At 66.7% G+C, this 16,713-nt stretch carries 12 protein-coding genes and 3 pseudogenes; 7 read left to right on the top strand and 8 right to left on the bottom strand.

Annotated features, from left to right (window positions below; translation table 11 throughout):
* Nucleotides 1–79 precede the first annotated feature (79 nt).
* From ACNANG_RS14270 to ACNANG_RS14245, 6 genes are all read left to right on the top strand, one after another.
* Entirely contained in the window at nucleotides 80–1,171 is a 1,092-nt protein-coding gene (locus ACNANG_RS14270) for a 4-oxalomesaconate tautomerase (protein WP_420223521.1), read from the top strand.
* A gap of 188 nt (nucleotides 1,172–1,359) precedes the next feature.
* Complete coding sequence (locus tag ACNANG_RS14265; RefSeq protein WP_420223520.1) at nucleotides 1,360–2,364, top strand: Bug family tripartite tricarboxylate transporter substrate binding protein; 1,005 nt, start codon at nucleotides 1,360–1,362, stop codon at nucleotides 2,362–2,364.
* Between the two features lie 61 nt (nucleotides 2,365–2,425).
* Nucleotides 2,426–3,013 (top strand): amino acid synthesis family protein, encoded by a 588-nt coding sequence (locus tag ACNANG_RS14260; protein ID WP_420223519.1) that lies wholly within the window; start codon nucleotides 2,426–2,428, stop codon nucleotides 3,011–3,013.
* Entirely contained in the window at nucleotides 3,006–3,869 is an 864-nt protein-coding gene (locus tag ACNANG_RS14255) for an alpha/beta fold hydrolase (RefSeq protein WP_420223518.1), read from the top strand. Before ACNANG_RS14260 ends, ACNANG_RS14255 begins: the two co-directional genes overlap by 8 nt.
* On the top strand, nucleotides 3,856–4,539 hold the full coding sequence (locus tag ACNANG_RS14250) for a GntR family transcriptional regulator (protein WP_420223517.1): 684 nt from the start codon (nucleotides 3,856–3,858) through the stop codon (nucleotides 4,537–4,539). Before ACNANG_RS14255 ends, ACNANG_RS14250 begins: the two co-directional genes overlap by 14 nt.
* Nucleotides 4,540–4,573: 34 nt before the next feature.
* A complete protein-coding gene (locus ACNANG_RS14245) occupies nucleotides 4,574–5,836 on the top strand; it encodes a cystathionine gamma-synthase family protein (RefSeq protein ID WP_420223516.1) in 1,263 nt (420 codons plus the stop codon).
* Between the two features lie 6 nt (nucleotides 5,837–5,842).
* Here ACNANG_RS14245 and ACNANG_RS14240 read toward each other — a convergent pair.
* The 4 genes and pseudogenes from ACNANG_RS14240 to ACNANG_RS14225 form a co-directional block, all read right to left on the bottom strand.
* Nucleotides 5,843–7,491, bottom strand: a pseudogene (locus ACNANG_RS14240) (thiamine pyrophosphate-binding protein).
* Between the two features lie 223 nt (nucleotides 7,492–7,714).
* Nucleotides 7,715–8,182: pseudogene (locus tag ACNANG_RS14235) on the bottom strand (sulfatase-like hydrolase/transferase); the annotation flags it as partial.
* A gap of 158 nt (nucleotides 8,183–8,340) precedes the next feature.
* On the bottom strand, nucleotides 8,341–8,946 hold the full coding sequence (locus ACNANG_RS14230; RefSeq protein ID WP_420223515.1) for a sulfatase-like hydrolase/transferase: 606 nt from the start codon (nucleotides 8,944–8,946) through the stop codon (nucleotides 8,341–8,343).
* A gap of 19 nt (nucleotides 8,947–8,965) precedes the next feature.
* Nucleotides 8,966–9,934 carry a tripartite tricarboxylate transporter substrate-binding protein gene (locus tag ACNANG_RS14225; RefSeq protein WP_420223514.1) on the bottom strand — a complete coding sequence of 323 codons (969 nt, stop codon included), beginning with the start codon at nucleotides 9,932–9,934 and terminating at the stop codon, nucleotides 8,966–8,968.
* Nucleotides 9,935–10,043: 109 nt separating this feature from the next.
* Here ACNANG_RS14225 and ACNANG_RS14220 point away from each other — a divergent pair, with 109 nt between their 5' ends.
* Nucleotides 10,044–10,991, top strand: coding sequence for a LysR family transcriptional regulator (locus ACNANG_RS14220; protein WP_420223513.1), 948 nt, complete (start codon nucleotides 10,044–10,046; stop codon nucleotides 10,989–10,991).
* Here ACNANG_RS14220 and ACNANG_RS14215 read toward each other — a convergent pair.
* The 4 genes and pseudogenes from ACNANG_RS14215 to ACNANG_RS14200 form a co-directional block, all read right to left on the bottom strand.
* On the bottom strand, nucleotides 10,978–12,405 hold the full coding sequence (locus tag ACNANG_RS14215; protein ID WP_420223512.1) for an NAD-dependent succinate-semialdehyde dehydrogenase: 1,428 nt from the start codon (nucleotides 12,403–12,405) through the stop codon (nucleotides 10,978–10,980). The genes ACNANG_RS14220 and ACNANG_RS14215 overlap by 14 nt on opposite strands.
* A 10-nt stretch (nucleotides 12,406–12,415) precedes the next feature.
* Nucleotides 12,416–13,393 carry a Bug family tripartite tricarboxylate transporter substrate binding protein gene (locus ACNANG_RS14210; protein ID WP_420223511.1) on the bottom strand — a complete coding sequence of 326 codons (978 nt, stop codon included), beginning with the start codon at nucleotides 13,391–13,393 and terminating at the stop codon, nucleotides 12,416–12,418.
* Between the two features lie 90 nt (nucleotides 13,394–13,483).
* Nucleotides 13,484–15,060, bottom strand: a pseudogene (locus tag ACNANG_RS14205) (sulfatase-like hydrolase/transferase).
* The gene (locus tag ACNANG_RS14200) at nucleotides 15,057–16,688 is read right to left on the bottom strand and encodes a bifunctional 3-(3-hydroxy-phenyl)propionate/3-hydroxycinnamic acid hydroxylase (protein WP_420227545.1); all 1,632 of its coding nucleotides are present in this window, start codon (nucleotides 16,686–16,688) and stop codon (nucleotides 15,057–15,059) included. The pseudogene ACNANG_RS14205 and the gene ACNANG_RS14200 overlap by 4 nt, the downstream one beginning before the upstream one ends.
* Between the last annotated feature and the right edge of the window lie 25 nt (nucleotides 16,689–16,713).

Here is a 16,713-nt window from a genome sequence, read left to right as displayed (position 1 = left end):
CGACCTGACCTTGATTGACCCGGTCCGGACCCACCCTCCGGACCACCTACCCGGCGCTTACCCCGCCGAAGGACATACGATGCAAACCAAGATTCCCTGCGTGATGATGCGAGGGGGCACCTCGAGCGGTCCGTTCTTTCTTGCCAAGGACTTGCCAGAAGACGTTGCGTTGCGCGACGAGATCCTGATTGCCGCGATGGGTTCGCCGCATGAATACCAGGTGGACGGGATAGGCGGCGCAACGCCCTTCACCAGCAAGGTCGCGATCATCAGCCGGTCCACCCGGCCCGGGATCGATGTCGACTATCTGTTCGCACAGGTGCTGGTGAACGAACGCTATGTCGACACGAAGCCCAACTGCGGCAACATGCTCGGCGCCGTCGGTCCGTTCGCCATCGAGCAGGGCCTGGTGCCCGCGCAGCAGGGCGAAACCACCGTCCGCATCTTCAATGTGAACACCAAGGCCGAGGTCGACGCCATCGTCGAAACGCCGAACGGCGTCGTCACCTATGCTGGCACGACCGCCATCGATGGCGTGCCGGGCACCGCCGCGCCGGTCCGCCTCAACTTTCGTAGCGCCATCGGTTCCGTCACGGGCAAGCTGCTGCCGACCGGCCGGCCCATCGATGTGATCGACGGCGTGGAAGTCAGCTGCGTGGACGTCGCCATGCCCATGGTGCTGATCCCGGCCGAACAAGTCGGCAAGACCGGGCACGAAGGCGCGAACGAACTGGATGCCGATGTGGCGCTGCTTGCCCGCATGGAAGCGATCCGGCGCCAGGCGGGCGAATTGATGGGCCTGGGCGACGTGTCGAAGTCGGTCGTGCCCAAGATCGGGCTGATGGCGCGGCCCGCAAAGGGCGGCACGATATCGTCGCGCTACTTCGTGCCCTATGCCTGCCACAAGGCACATGCCGTGACGGGCGCGGTCTGCGTGGCGGCGGCCTGCGCGACACCCGGCACGATCGCGCAGCGTCTGTCCGGCTTGCCGGACCAGGCGCCCCAGGGTGTGGTCGAGATCGAACATCCGTCAGGCAGCATCGCCATCGATCTGAATGTCGAGCTGGGCGGCGATCACCCGGTCATTCATCGCGCGGCGCTGATCCGCACCGCGCGCCGGCTGTTCGAAGGAAATGTCCTGATTCCCGAGCATGTGATGGCCGACGCCTGAGGCACGGAGCGCCGCCGCGGCCTTGGTTGGGGGCCTCGGCGGCATCCAACTCGACAATTCTTGGTATGTTGGTATACCATCATACCAACCGATAACCCTGTCCCGATGGCACACGTGCAGAGACCCCGTGCGCGATCGGTTTGCCGGCTTTGCCGGCGCCTCATGTCACTCCCCCGCAGAAGGACACCATGACCCACTCCACCGATTTGCCCGCGCGTCCGTCGCGCCGTCTGGCCATGATCGCCACGGCCGCATTCCTGGCAAGTGCCGCCCCGTTGATGGCGCACGCCGCCTATCCCGAGAAGCCCATCACGCTGGTCGTGCCGTTCGCGCCGGGCGGCAGTTCGGACATCATTGCGCGCAACATCGCGCCGGCGCTCAGCGCAAAGCTGGGTCAGACCATCGTGGTGGAGAACGTGGCGGGCGCGGGCGGCATGCTGGGCACGCAGCGCGCGGTGCGGGCGTCGGCGGATGGCTACACGATCCTGCTCGGCTCCGGGTCGGAAATCCTGATCAACAAGCTGATCAATCCTTCCGTGGGCTATGACGGCATGAAGGATCTGGCGCCAGCGGTGTTCATCGGCACGGGTCCGATGGTGCTGCTGGGCAAGCCAAGCCTGGCCGCCAAGACCGTGCCCGAACTGTTGCAGCTGGCGCGCGCCGAGCCGGGCAAGCTGAGCTACGCCTCAGCCGGCAATGGCACGCCCATGCATGTGGCGGGCGAACTGCTCAAGATGCGCGCCAAGATCGACATGACGCATGTGCCCTATCGCGGCGCGGCGCCAGCATTGGTGGACCTGCTGGGTGGCCAGATCGACCTGGGCGTGTCCACGCTCAGCGCGGCGCAGGTCTACATCAAATCGGGCAAGTTGAAGGCGCTGGCCGTGACCAGCGCCAAGCCGTCCGACCTGGCGCCCGGCATTCCGGCCATGGGTCAGCAACCGGGGCTGGAAGGCTTCGACCTGGGGGTGTGGTTCGGCCTGTTCGTACCGGTCAAGACGCCGGGCGACATCGTGCAGAAGGTCCAGGCCGCATCGCAGGACGTGCTGCGCGATCCCACCATCCGCAAGAACCTGGCCGATCAGGGCATCACGGCATCGGGCGCGTCGGCCGACGATCTGCGTACCTTCATGGCCGCCGAGGTCGAGAAGTACCGGGCCGTCGTCAAGGCCGCCAACATCACCGCGGAATGACGCCACGCGCGCACCGTCCCTTCCCTGCACCGCCCTTTTTCTATTGCCTGACTGGAACGCCATGAGCCACGGAATCCGTAAGATCGTTACCTACACCGAAGACACATTCATTGAAGGCGGCAAGGAAGCCGCCACGCCGCTGCGCCTGTTCGCCGTGGCGGCCGTGTTGCAGAACCCCTGGGCCGGCCAAGGCTTCGTCGAGGACCTGAAGCCGCAGATCCATGCGGTCGCGCCGGTCCTGGGCGAACAGATCACCAATACCTTGCTGGGCCTGACCGGCGGCGGCGATGCGATCGAAGCTTATGGCAAGGCCGCGGTGGTGGGCAGCCATGGCGAGATCGAACATGCGTCGGCGCTGATCCACACGCTGCGCTTCGGCAACTTCTATCGCAAGGCCGTGGGCGCCAAAAGCTACCTGAGCTTTACCAACGTGCGCGGCGGTCCGAATTGCGCGATCTCGATCCCGATGATGCACAAGCATGACGAAGGCATGCGGTCCCATTACCTGACACTGCAGTTCGCCATCAACGATGCGCCGGGTCCGGACGAGATCGTGGTGGCGCTGGGCGCATCGATCGGCGGCCGGCCGCATCACCGCATTGGCGACCGCTATCAGGACCTGGCCGACCTGGGCAGCAACCATGCCTGAGCGCCTTCCTGTCACGGGCGCGTTGCCGCAGACCGCCTGGCGCCGGACCGGTCACGGCGAACCCGTGATCCTGATCCATGGCGTGGGCATGGCCAAGTCCGTGTGGCAGCCGCAGGTGGACAACCTGTCGCGCGATCACGAGGTCATCGTCTACGACATGCTGGGCCATGGGGACAGCACCTTGCCGTCGGAAGGGGCGACGCTGGCGGACTATTCGGCGCAGCTGGCGGACCTGATGGACCATCTCGGCGTCAAGGCCGCGAACATCGTGGGCCATTCGATGGGCGCATTGATCGCGCTGGAGTTCGCATTGACGCGGCCCGAGCGCACCTTGCGCGTGGCGGCATTGAACGCGGTGTTCCAGCGCACGCCCGACCAACGCGCGGCGGTGCGGGCCCGCGCCGACGCACTGAAGCAGAGCGGCTTTGCGGCCACCATCGGCCCGACCATCGCCCGATGGTTCGGCACGCCGGTGCCGCCCGACCTGCGCACCGCGGCCGAACTGGTGTCCGGCTTGCTGACCCATGTCAGCCCGACCGGGTACGCGCGCACCTATCGCCTGTTCGCCAGCAGCGATGCGGTGCATGCCGATCGCCTGCGGACGCTGGCCATGCCCGCGCTCTTCCTGACCGGCGAATTCGATGCCAATTCCAGCCCGGCCATGTCGCGCGCAATGGGTGAGCTGGCGCCGAACGCGGTGGTCGAGATCCTGCCCGACGCCCGCCACATGATGACCCTGACCCATCCGGACGAGGTGAACGCGTCGCTCCGGACCTTCCTGGCCATGCCGCGAGACGTGGAATACTTCGACATCGAATCGAAGAATCAGGAAGTCCACCACGATGTCAGTCCCTAACGCCGCTTCCCTCAAGGTCGATCGCAGCGCCAAGACCTTGCGTGAGCTGTCGCTGGAGAAAATGCGCGACGCCATTCTCAACGATCACTTCAAGCCCGGCGAACGTCTGGTCGAGCGCACCCTGTGCGCCCAACTGGACGTCAGCCGGTCGATCGTCCGGGAAGTGCTGCGGCACCTTGAGACGGAAGGCCTGGTCGAGTCGATCCCCTATCAGGGTCCGGTGGTGGCCCGGCTGGACAGCGGCCAGGCCGCGCAGATCTATGAAATCCGCGCCCTGCTGGAAGGCCACGCGGCGCGCCTTTGCGCCGAGAAGGCCAGCGACGACACGATTGCCGGATTGAGCAAGCTCAATGACCGCATCCATGCCGCGTTCGGCCGCAACGACTTTGCCGAAGTCATGGCGCGCACCGCCGACTTCTACGAGGCCATGTTCGCCGGCAGCGGCATGACGGTGGCCTGGGGCGTGGTGCAGTCGCTCAACGCCCGCATCAACCGTTTGCGCGCGGTGACCATCTCCTCCGCGGGCCGGCGGGCCGACGCCGCGGCCGAAATGGCCAAGCTGGTCAAGGCCCTGAAAGACCGCGATCCGGACGCCGCGCAAGAGGCGTCGCAGGCCCACGTGCGCCACGTCGCGGCGATTGCAGCGAAACGGCTCGCCGAGTTGGGTTAACGTTGCGGAACGATATTCAAGGACCGCCATCGACATGGACAACCAAGACAAGCAGCAGGGCATCACCACCACCATCGTTCACCGCGACCGCCGCGTCGGCGTGGAATTCGGCGCGCTGCGCTCCCCTGTCCATATGTCCGCCCAATATGGCTTCGAGAAGGTCGAAGACCTGATCGGCATGTTCCAGGGCACCAAGAAGGGCGCGTTCAACTACGCCCGCCAGGCCACGCCGACGTCGGCCATGCTCGAGGCCAAGATCAATGAACTGGAAGAAGGCGTCGGCACCGTCTGCTTTTCGACAGGCATGGCCGCCATCACCGCGGTCTTCCTGACGCTGCTCAAAGCCGGCGACCACATCATTGCCAGCCAGCACGTGTTCGGCAACACCAACAGTCTGTTCGGCACGCTGCGCCAGTTCGGCATCTCGGTCACCATGGACGACCTGACCGATGCCCGGCGCGTGGCCGATGCCATCACGCCGGCGACCCGCATGGTGTTTGTCGAAACCATCGCCAACCCGGGTACCCAGATCGTCGATCTGCAAGGCATTGGCGACATCTGCCGCGACAAGGGCCTGGTCTACGTGGTCGACAACACCATCACGTCGCCTGCCCTGTTCAAGCCCAAGCGCGTGGGCGCCACGCTGGTCATCAACTCGCTGACCAAGACCCTGTCGGGCCATGGCGCCGCACTGGGTGGCGCGGTGACCGACACCGGTCTGTTCGACTGGGCGAGCTATCCCAATATTGCCGACGCCTATCGCGACGCCGCGCCCGCCCAGCAAGGCCTTCAGCAGATCCGCAAGAAGGGGCTGCGCGACATGGGCGGGTCGCTGTCTTCCGAACATGCGAACCAGGTGTCGATCGGCATGGAAACGCTGAATCTGCGCGTGCGCCAGAGCAGCCAGACCGCGCAGGCGCTGGCCGAATTCCTGGTATCGCATCCCGCCGTGGGCCGCGTGTCCTATCCCGGCCTGCCCGACCATCCACAGCACGCACGCGCCAAGGAACTGTTTCGCGCCAACGCATGGCTGCTGTCGTTCGAGCTGCGCGACGCGAGCCAGACCGTGGCGTTCATGAACGACCTGAGCATTCCGATCAAGGCAACGGGCCTGGGCGATACGCGCACGCTGGTCATTCCGGTCGCCGCCACGATTTTCTGGGAAGCCGGTCCGGAAAAGCGCAAGGAAATGGATATTCCCGACGGCTTCATCCGCGTGTCGGTGGGCCTGGAAGAAGCCGACGACCTGCTGGCCGATTTTGCGCGCTGCCTGGACAAGGTGGCTGGCAAGGCCTGACCGGCGTCAGCCTTTCCCCAGGGGCGGTCCGGTGAAGGGCCTGGCGAACGGGCCGATCGCCTGCATGTCGAACTCGATCAGCATGACCGGCGGGCGGCGGCGGGCCGCCATTGCCAGCACCTCCTGGACTTCGCTGATCGCGCCGACACGCAGGTAGCTGGCGCCCACCGATTCGGCCAACAGCCGCAGATCGAAGCCATGCAGGTCGGCGTAATAGCGCCGGCCACCGTAATCGGCGTCCTGCAGATTGCGCAAGATGCCATAGCCGCCATCGTTCATCACCAGCAGGACCATGCCGGTGTCTTCCTGCACGGCCGTGGCCAGCTCGCCCAGGTTGAGCATGAAACCGCCGTCGCCCGCGAGCGCCCACGTGCGGCGTTCGGGCGTGCCGACAGCGGCGCCAATGGCCATGGCCAGTCCCTGGCCGATGCCGCCGCCCACGGCATGCACGCCTTGGGCCACATCCGGCAGCGGAAAGAGCCGGTTGCCCCATGTGCTGTTGGAAATGGTGACGTCGCGGACCCAATTGAAGTCGCGGCCGCACACCCTCTGCAAGGCGTCGGCCACCTGGTCGTAGGGCGCCACGGCCCCCGCAGCATGCTGGCCGCCTTGTGCCGGGCGGCGGCCGCGTCCTTCTGCAGTGCCGGATCGATCGTCAGGCCCTCGTCGAGCAGGGCGATCAGGCGCGACAGCGCGCGCTGCGCATCGCCACATACGAACAGGTCGGTCGGGTAGCCGCGTTGTGACGCCAGCGGGTCGGCATCGATCTGATAACACGGTGCAGGCAGCTTCAGGCTGTGAGTCAGGGTCTCGGGAACGCGCAGGCGCGACCCGACCACCAGCAGGGCATCGCAGGTGCCATAGAAGGCTTCGATCGCTGGCTGAGAGTTGAAGGCGGCCAGCGTGCGCGGATCGTCTTCGGGCACGATGCCCCGCCCCTGCAAGGTCGTGACGACGGCAAATCCCATGTCGAGCAGACGCCGCACTTCCGCCTTGGCATGGCGCGCGCCTCCGCCCACCCACAGCAGGGGGCGGCGGGCCTGCCTGAGCCGGGTGGCGAGTTCGCGCAACGCGGCCTCGTCGGGCTCGGTGCGCACGATCCGGGGCGCTGCCGGCACCATCGCCGTGAACGGTTCACCTTGCAAGTCGATAGGGATTTCCACGCTGACCGGTCCGGTCGGCGCCGTCAGGGCGACGCGCGCGGCTTCTTCCAGCGTGGCCAGCGCGGTGTGCGCGGACCACACGCGGAACGCGGCTTTCGATACCGCGGTGAGCATGCTCAACTGGTCCTTGGTTTCGTGAACGTAGGATCGCCCGCGATCCAGATAAGGCACGGCCACCTGTCCGGTAAGGTGCAGCAGGGGCGTACCCGCGGTCAGCGCTTCGATCAACGCGCCCGCGGCGTTGCCCGCGCCCGTGCCGGTACTGGTGAACGCCACCCCTATCGTTCCCGTCACGCGGGCGCAGGCGTCGGCCATGCCGACCGCGCCGGCTTCGCCCCGGGCACCCACATACCGGATGCGGCCATCCCGGCCCAGCGCATCCAGCAGCGGCATGTTGTGGATCGAGAGGACGCCGAAGGCGTGCTCGACGCCAAGGCGGTGCAGGTAGCTGACGATCGCATCGCCCACGGTAGGCGTGGCTGCATTCATGATTGGGGGCTCGCTCAAGACGGATGAATCGGACGGGGGAAGACGGTGGTACGCCGGTCGCGCCGCGATGGCCGCTGCGCAGGGCCTGTTCCGGCCCGCCATGCGCGGCCACCAGCCGCCGCTGATCGCGTTTGGCCGCGGCATCGGCCTTGCCGGGATCGACGATGTCGTTGAGCGCGGCAACCATGTCGGCCAGGCCCGCCGCGTGCGCCGGATCCTCGCTCAGGTCGTGCTGTTCGAGCGGGTCGTTGACGGTGTCAAACAGTTCGGGCGGATAGCCGACATAGTGGTGGTAGACATAGCGGCCATTGGCGACCAGGTAGGCGCCCGAGGGCGATCCCACGCCGTGATATTCCGAAAAGGCCATCCGCGCCGGATCGTCCGCCTCGCAGGCGATGTCCAGCAGGGATCGGCCCGGCAAGGCCGGATCGATGCAGCGCAGGCCCTGCGTCGCCAGCAAGGTGGGATGCAGGTCCACCAGGCTCACATTGGTCGTGCATGTCTTGCCGGCGGGAATGTCGGGACCCGCGATGATGAGCGGCACGCCGGCCGATTCGCGATACATCGTGCCCTTGTTCCAGAGGCGGCGGGCACCCAGGTTGTCGCCGTGGTCGGAGGTGTAGATGACGCGGGTGGCGTCCGCCATGCCGCTCGCTTCCAGCGCGGCCAGGATGTCGCCGATCAGTCCATCCATGAATTCGACCAGCGCCAGATAGGCAGCGACGGCCAGCCGGCGGCGCTCGGCGGTGCCCAGGGCCGCGTCGTGGTCCATGTAGGACAGCATGCGTGCCACCCACGGATGATGACGCGGCGGCGGGTCGACCGGCAGGCAGGCTTCCAGGCCCGGGTCGTTCAGGACGCGTTCCAGGAAGGACGGCGGCACGACCAGGGGAAGTGAGGCGCGACCAGCCCGACGAACAACGTCCAGCGCGCATCGCCGCCAGCATGGCTTTCGAGCCAGTGGCAGGCGGCATCGCGCACGAAACGGTCGTAGCGGTTGTAGGCGGACTCGCCTGCGCCCAGTTTGTCGAACATGCCGGATCGGCTCGATGTCGACGGCAGGGGATCGCGCACGGATCCCCACACCTGGCCGATGCCGTCCTGGATATGCACGGTCTCTATCTGCTGGCGAAACCCCACCGGATCGCCTGCGCTGCGAAAGTGCAGCTTGCCGATGGCGTCGACGACGTGACCGGCCTTGGACAGCGAGTGCATCCACGAACGCGGGTTGCCCTGGTAGGCGATCGCGTTGTCCCAGCACTGATGCTGATGCACGTAGCGGCCGGTGGCAATCGACGCGCGCGACGGCACGCACAGCGGGCTTGCCGCCCAAGCGCGGGTGAACGTCGTACCGCGCGCGGCAAGCCGGTCCAGGTTGGGCGTACGCACGCACGGGTGCCCGAGAAAGCCCATTACCCAAGGGTTATGTTCGTCGGACATCAACAGGAGGGTGTTCATGGCGGTTGCAGACATCCGATCAGGTCTCCGGGTTGAAGCCGGAACGTTTCACCACGGCGGCCCACTTGTCGCTCATGGCCGACATCGTGGCGGCCAGATCGGGGCGGGACAGCGTCATGGGTTCGAGCGACATGCGGCGCAGGCCGTCGCGGAACGCCGTGGCCTGCGCCGCGCGGGCAAAGGTCAGCGACAACTCGGCCAGCGTCTCACCTGGCACCCTGGCCGACGCAAAGACGCCATAGAACAGGTTGCCGGTGATCTGCGGATAGCCCGCTTCGGCAATGGTCGGAACGTTCGGCAGGAAGTCGCTGCGGTGGCTGCCAGTGGTTGCCAGCACGCGGATCTTGCCCGCCTGATGCTGCGCCACCAGATTGGGTACCGCCGAGATCACCGCAGGCAGATGTCCGCCTGCCAGATCGTTGATGGCCTGGGCGCCGCCGCGATACGGCACATGCGCCAGCTTGACGCCCGACAGGCGCTCCAGTTCGGTGCCGATGAAGTGAGGCTCGGTCCCAGCCCCGGGGGTGCCATACGACGCCTGCTCGGGCCGGGAGCGCGCCCAGTCCAGAAAGCCGGGCAGGGTATCGGCCTTGACCGCGGGTCCCACGGCAATGGCGAACTGGTACCCGCACAGGGTGCCGACACCCGAAAAATCGGCGGTGCGATACGGCAGCCGCGGATAGATATGCGGGAAGATCGTGAACACGCCAGGTGGCGTGACGAGCACCGTGCTCCCATCGGCGGGCGCGCGCGCCAACATCTCGACCGCGATCTGCCCGGCCGCGCCCGCATGGCTTTCGACGATGGCGACATACCCTGACTCCTTGAGCTGATCGGCCGCGAGCCGCGCCGCCACGTCAACGGCGCCCCCGGCCGGCCCGGCAACCAGCAGACGCAGGCGCGACGGCGGCGGCGCCGCGCGGACCGGCGACAGCCCGCTCATCAATACGGCGCTGGCGCCGAGGAAACTGCGTCGGGTGCATCTCATGGCGTCATCCCCTGGCGAGTACTAAGGTGAAGTCATTCTAGGTAAGATGGCCCGAGGCGGATAATGAATCCGCATCAAAGCCTCATAACCGTTCCTTTATGCCCTTGCCATGAACGAACTCATCCGTCGCCTTACCATGCGGCACCTGCGCCTGCTCGTCACGCTGTATGACATGGGCGGCGTCTCGCGCACGGCCCGCCTGCTGCATGTCACGCAGCCGGCGGTCTCCAAGACCGTCCGGGACCTGCGCGACATCGTTGGCGACGCGCTGTTCGAAGCGACGGGGGAAGGGCTGCAGTGGACGCCGGCCGGCCAGGTCGTGGTCCAGCGTGCACGGGCCATCCTGCGCAACGTCGATGATCTGGAGCGCGAGACCCGGCGCGCCAAGCTCGGCACGCGCGAACGTTTCGCGATCGGCACCACCCGCGTGGCTGAAGCCGCGGTGTCGGGCACCTTGCCCACCGCATTGCTGAAAGACGGGTTGCTGGTCAGCCTGCATCGCGGCACGCGCGACACCATGCTGGCCGAGCTGGAACGCAAGGCGCTGGACGTCGTCTTCGGAAGGTGCGACGCGGGCTTTCGGCGCGCCGAATTCGAATACCACCCGATCTATCGCGACCGGTTCGTCGTGGTGTGTGGCCGCGGGCATCCGTGGTGGCGCAAGCGGTCGGCCAGCCTTGCGGCCCTGGCGGCACAGGAATGGATCCTGCCGCCGGCCGGTACGTTCGCGCACCATGTGTTCGAGCAGGCCTTCCTGTCGGAGAACCTGGCGCCGCCGCAGGCATCCGTGCTGTCGATGCTGGGGCTCAACGATCTGCCGATGATGACCTCGCATCCCCTGCTGGCGCTGTTTCCCGAAAGCGAAGCCACCCGCCTGCAGGATGAAGGCCTGGTGCGCTGTCTGGACGGGCTTCAGACACCCTATCAGGAAGTGGGCGCCATCTTGTTGCGGGACGCCGCGCCGCATCCCGCGCATCGCCGCGTGATCCAGCTGATGACGGCGTTCGCCACCGGCCGCCTGCCCACCCTGCCGACGGCACGCCCTACATCTGGGTGATGAACTTGGTCTGCAGGTAGCCGTCCATGCTTTCAGTGCCGCCTTCGCTGCCCATGCCACTGTCCTTGATGCCGCCGAAGGGCGTTTCGACATTGCCCATGCCGAAGTGGTTGATGTTCACCATTCCGGCTTCCAATCCGTTGGAGGCGGCGTGCGCGGTTTTCAGGCTTTCGGTGAAGACATACGACGCCAATCCGAACGGCAGGGCATTGGCGCGGGTCAGCACCTCCTCGATCTCGTCGAAACGGGTGACCGGCACCACCGGACCGAAGGGCTCTTCGTTCATGATGCGCGCGTCATCGCCGATGCCGGCCAACACCGTCGGCGCGTAGAAGAAGCCGCTGTCACCCATCCGTTTTCCTCCGGTCACCACCTCCGCCCGGCGTGACACGGCATCCTCCACGAACGCTTCCATGGCCTGCACGCGGCGCACATTGGCCAGCGGCCCCATCTGCGTGCCATCGGCCAGGCCGTCGCCTACGCGAATGGCGGACAGGGCGCCGGCAAACGCCGAGACGAAACGATCGTAGGCCCCGCGCTGGACGTAGAAACGCGTGGGCGACACGCACACCTGCCCGGCATTGCGCAACTTGAACTGCGCGAGCATGGCGGCCGCGCGGTCGATATCGGCATCGTCGAACACCAGCACGGGCGAATGCCCGCCCAGTTCCATGGTGGTCCGCTTCATATGGGCGCCGGCCAATGCGGCCAGCTGTTTGCCGACCGGCACGGACCCGGTAAACGAAATCTTGCGCACGATGGGCGACGTGATCAGTTGCGTCGAGATGGCGGCCGGATCGCCCCACAACGTGTTCAGCACCCCGGCGGGCAGTCCTGCCTCGTGCAGCAAGGCTGTCATCGCCACCACGGCGCTGGGGGACTCTTCCGGCCCTTTCAGGATCAGCGTGCACCCGGCGGCCAGCGCCGCCGCCACCTTGCGCACAGCCTGCGACATCGGGAAGTTCCAAGGCGTGAACGCAGCGCAGACGCCGACGGGTTCCCGCACCACGATCTGGCGCACGTCGGGCAGTCGCGGCGGCACGACGCGGCCATAGATGCGCCTGCCCTCTTCCGCATGCCACTCGAACTGCTCCGCGCAGGACATGACTTCGCCCAGGGCTTCGGCCAGCGGCTTGCCCTCGTCAAGCGTAATGCCGCGCGCGATGTCGGATGCGCGTTCGCGTGTCAGGGTGGCGGCGCGCCGCAGGATGGCCGACCGGTCGAGGGGCGACATGCGCCGCCATCCCGGCAGGGCCCGCTGCGACGACTGCAATGCGGCGTCGACGTCCCGGGTCGTTGCACACGGCAACGATCCGACCGCGGCGCCCGTGGCCGGATTGATGACGGGCCGCGTGGCTCTTCCATCGGCGCCGATCGGCGTGCCGTCCAGGGTGAAGGTCAGGCTGGGATACATGCGCGGCCTCTTATTGCAGCTTGATCGGAGAACGTTTCATGAGCGCGTCGTACACCCCGGTTTCGCGCTGGATGCCTTCCTGCACGGACGCCGGCGTCGAATTCAGCAGTTCCACCCCGCGCTTGCGATACGAGGCCTGCAGTTCCGGATCGGCCAGCACCCTGTTGATCGCCGCGTTGGCTTGATCCAGGACTGGCGCTGGGGTTTTGCCGGGCGCGGCCAGCATGAACACGGTAGAGGGAATCGCGCCCGGTGTGCCCCCTGCCTCGCCCAGCGTCGGCACCTCTGGCAGGAAGGCGCTGCGTGTCGTATCGCCCACCGCCAGGACCTTGATGCGGCCCCCACCCGCGTGCTGGGACATGACCAGTCCTCCGGCCATTACGGCGTCGACTTCACCTGCGAGCAGTGCATTGATGGCAGGAGCAACGCCCTTGTAGGGCACGTACGAGAACTGAATGTTCTCGGACTGCGCCAGCATTTCCATGCCCAGATGATTGACGTGGCCATTGCCGCCGGTCCCGACGTTGGTCTTGCCCGGCGCTGTTTTGGAATACGCCACGAAGTCCTTGTAGGTCGCGCCCGGAAAGTTCTGCCGCACGGCCACCAGCAGGTTGATCTTGCCCACTTCGGCCACGGGCTTGATGTCCGTTTTGGGATCGTAGGGCAGCGTGCTGTAGAGCATGGGATTGGTGACCAGGGCCAGCCGGTCGATCATCAGCAAGGTGTGGCCATCGGCAGCGGCCTTGGCCACCGCCGCCGTGCCTATCATGCCGTTGGCGCCCGGGCGGTTCTCGATCACCACGACGTTGCCGTTGTGGCTCAGGCGCTGGCCGATGTCCCGCGCCATGACATCCGGCTCGGTGCCAGGGGGATAGGGCACGACGATCCTGACCTGCCCTGCCGGCCACTGCGCACTGGCCGGCGCGCCACCCATTGCCGCCACGCAACCCAATGCTGCGATCACCCATTTCGGGTCGAGACTTCCCATCTTGCTCTCCAGAGGTTGCACAACACCGGCAGGGCCGGCAGGGATCCCCGCCGGCAGCAACCGTCGGGGTCGAAAAGCTGTCTCGCTGGATCACCAGCGTCCGATCAGGATGTTCATCATGCGTTCGTGGGCATGGGTGCGCTGAGCCACTTCCGCGTCGGATTCGGTCGCGCGCTGCCGCCGGCGCAGGTGCCACTCTTCCAGCGCGTCGCGCAGGCGGCGCTGCACCGGCGCCTTGGCGGGATCGTTGCCGATGTCATGCAGTTCATCGGGGTCGTCGTGCAGATCGAACAGCTGCGGGCGATAGCCTTGCCACAGCATCAGCTTGTAGCGGTCGTCGCGGACCATCGTGCCGTGGCTCTCATTCACATCCCGCCCCAGGGTCAGGCGGGCTTCACGATAGGCGTAGTCGAGCGTGCCCACGGTGACCTCGCGCAGCGTCTCGGCGGTCTCGCCGCGCAGCCAGGGCAGCAGCGACTGACCTTCGATGCGCTGGGACGCCGGCAAGATGCCCAGTGCATCCAGGATGGTCGGGACCACGTCAACGCATTCCGCGAACTGGTTCGATACGGTGCCGCGCGTTGGAGCGGCGCGGGCGTCGGGGTCATAGACGATCAGCGGGACCCGCATCGCGCTGTCGAAGAACACTTCCTTTTCACCCAGCCAGTGATCGCCCAGGTGGTCGCCGTGGTCGGACGAAAACACGATCAGGGTGTCCTGCATCCTGCCTGCCGCGTCCAGCACGTCCAGCAATCGGCCAAACTCGTCATCGATCTGTTTCACCAGCCCCAGGTAGACCGGTTTGATCGTCTGCCAGGCCTCGTCGCGCGCGAATGCCTCGGACTCTTCGTGCTTCTGGTAGGCGGCCTGGACCGGGTGGGCATGCGAACGTTCTTGCTCGGACCGCACCGGTGGCGCGCAGTCGGCCGGGCCGAACATCGCGTGGTACGGCGCGGGCGCCTTGTAGGGCCAATGCGGTTTGATGTACGACAGGTGCAAGGTCCAGGGCGTGTCGCCCCGGGCCCGGATGAAGTCGATGGCGCGGTCGGTCAGATAGGCGGTTTCGGAATCGCGGCGATCGACACGCGCGGGCAGCCCCGCGTTGCGCAGATACCATCCGGACGCCAACGCGCCGTCCTGGTCCAGGCTGCCGATCACATAGTCTTCCCACGGCCGGTCGCTCTGGTAACCCCGCGCCAGCAAGTGTTGCCGGTACGGACTGTCGGCATGCATTTCGAAGTGGCCGTCATACCGCTCGATCGGCGTGAAGCCCCTTGCCGGAACCGCACCGCCGCCGCGCCGGATACCTCCAGGCCGCGTTGTTTCAAGCCGCGCGTATCCGGGACGAAATGGGTCTTGCCCAGCAGATGACATTCACGGCCATGCTGCGCCAGGTAATCGCCCAGGCTCCATTCGTCGATGGGCATGGGGACGCGGTTCCACGTCACCCGGTGCGACGCCGGATAACGGCCCGTGTAATACGAGGCGCGCGATGGGCCGCAGACAGCCGAGCTGACGTGGGCGCGATCGAAGCGGACGCCCATCGCCGCCAGCCGGTCGATGTGTGGCGTCTGCAAGGCGCCACCGGGCCGATAGCAGGACAGCACATCGGCGCGCAATTGGTCGCACATCACGAACAGCACGTTGCGGGTCACGGTCGGTGTCATGCGGCTTCCTTGGCGGCGCAGGCAGGGGCGGCCGGCACGAAGCGGTCCACGAAGCGCCGCAGCGTCTCGTCGGCATCCGCCCGCTTGCCCATGGCCGCGATATATCGATCGGGGCGGATCAGCACCCAGTCGACACCTGCCGCGCGAAACCACAGGTTCAGCGCGTTCTCGGTATCTTCGACCAAGGACACGCCCGCGGGCACATCGATGCGCCGGCCGCTGGCCGGACCGCTGCGCGCCATGGCCGCGACGGTTCGGTGGCAGCCGAGCCGATCCAGGCCGTCGAGGGTGACGGCGCCCAGCGCCGGCATGTGACGCCAGGCCAGCAGCGTGAAGCCGTGACCCAGGGCGTCATCGAGCCGGATCCCGCTGCGGTCCGCGGTGTCCACGGTGGGCTGGATGAACATGCGGCCCACGCCGTCATTGTGTTCGGCATCCAGCACGACCCCCTGCGTGTAGCGCGGCATGGGCTTGAACTTCATCTGCAACACGTAATCGCGCAGCCGCGGAATGTTGCGGATCGCCATGAAGGCGCGGTCGCGCAGCCAGGCCAGTGCCGGCTGGGTCTGCGACAGCACCGCGCCGAACAGGTCGGCCAGTTCGATCATGGCCTTCGCGTGGCGATGCCGCTCATCGTTGTAGCTGGCAAGCATCTCGGGCTTGAGGCGGCCACGGACGATCCACGCAGCCTTCCAGGCCAGGTTGCAGGCGTCACGCAGGCCGGCGTTCAGGCCCTGTCCGATCCAGGGCGGCGTCAGATGCGCGGCGTCACCCGCGATGCAGACGCGCCCGACCACGAACGTCGATGCAATGCGCGAATGGTGCGTGTACACCCGTGCGCGGATGATGTTCAGCGCGCCCGGATCGGGGACCTGCCGGCTCAGCAGTTCGCGCACCTTGTCGGGGTGCAGCATCTGTTCGTCGTCCTCGCCCGGGAACAGCATGAATTCCCATCGGCGGATGCCGTAAGGCAGATGCAGGCAGACATAGGGCCGCACCGGGTCGCAATGGAGCGCGGTAAAGGGCGCATCCAGCGGATCGTTGTCGCATTCGATAACGACCCACTTGCGTGCATGTGTCGCCCCCGGGAACGGCAGCTGCAGCAGCTTTTCGCGTACCGTGCTGCGGCCGCCGTCGGCGGCCAGCAGCAGGCTGGCCCGTATCACACGTTCCGTGCCGTCGGCATTCCGCACTCGGGCCAGGACGCCGTCGGCATCCTGCTCCAGCCCCGCCAGCTCCACCCCCAGCCGCAGTTCGACGTGGGGGAACCGTTGCAATCCGGCACGCAGCGCCCGTTCGCCCAAAGGCTGCGAAAACAGATTGCGCCGGTACCATCCGAATTCCCGCGTGGCCGGCAGGAATTCGGCAAAGCACTGGTGCCCCGCCGTGTACATGCGCATGGGCACGTTCTGCATCATGTCTTTCAGCATGCTGTCGGCCACCCCCGCGCTCTGCAGGGTGCGCATGGCTTCATCGTCCAGGCCGACCGCGCGGGGGTAATCCAGGATCTCGGTGTTGCGTTCGAGTACCAGCGTGCGAATGCCATAGGTGCCCAACAGATTCGCGATGGTGGCGCCGACCGGACCCGCGCCGACCACAATGACGTCGACCGTCTCGGCCGCCGGCATCGCTCTGGCTGCGGACACATGGGTT

Origin of the sequence: Pigmentiphaga litoralis, from assembly GCF_048632615.1 — a bacterium.
Taxonomy (GTDB): Bacteria; Pseudomonadota; Gammaproteobacteria; order Burkholderiales; family Burkholderiaceae_B; genus Pigmentiphaga; species Pigmentiphaga litoralis_B.
Note: the sequence above shows the minus strand (reverse complement) of the source record. Positions and strands in the feature narration are given on the sequence as shown.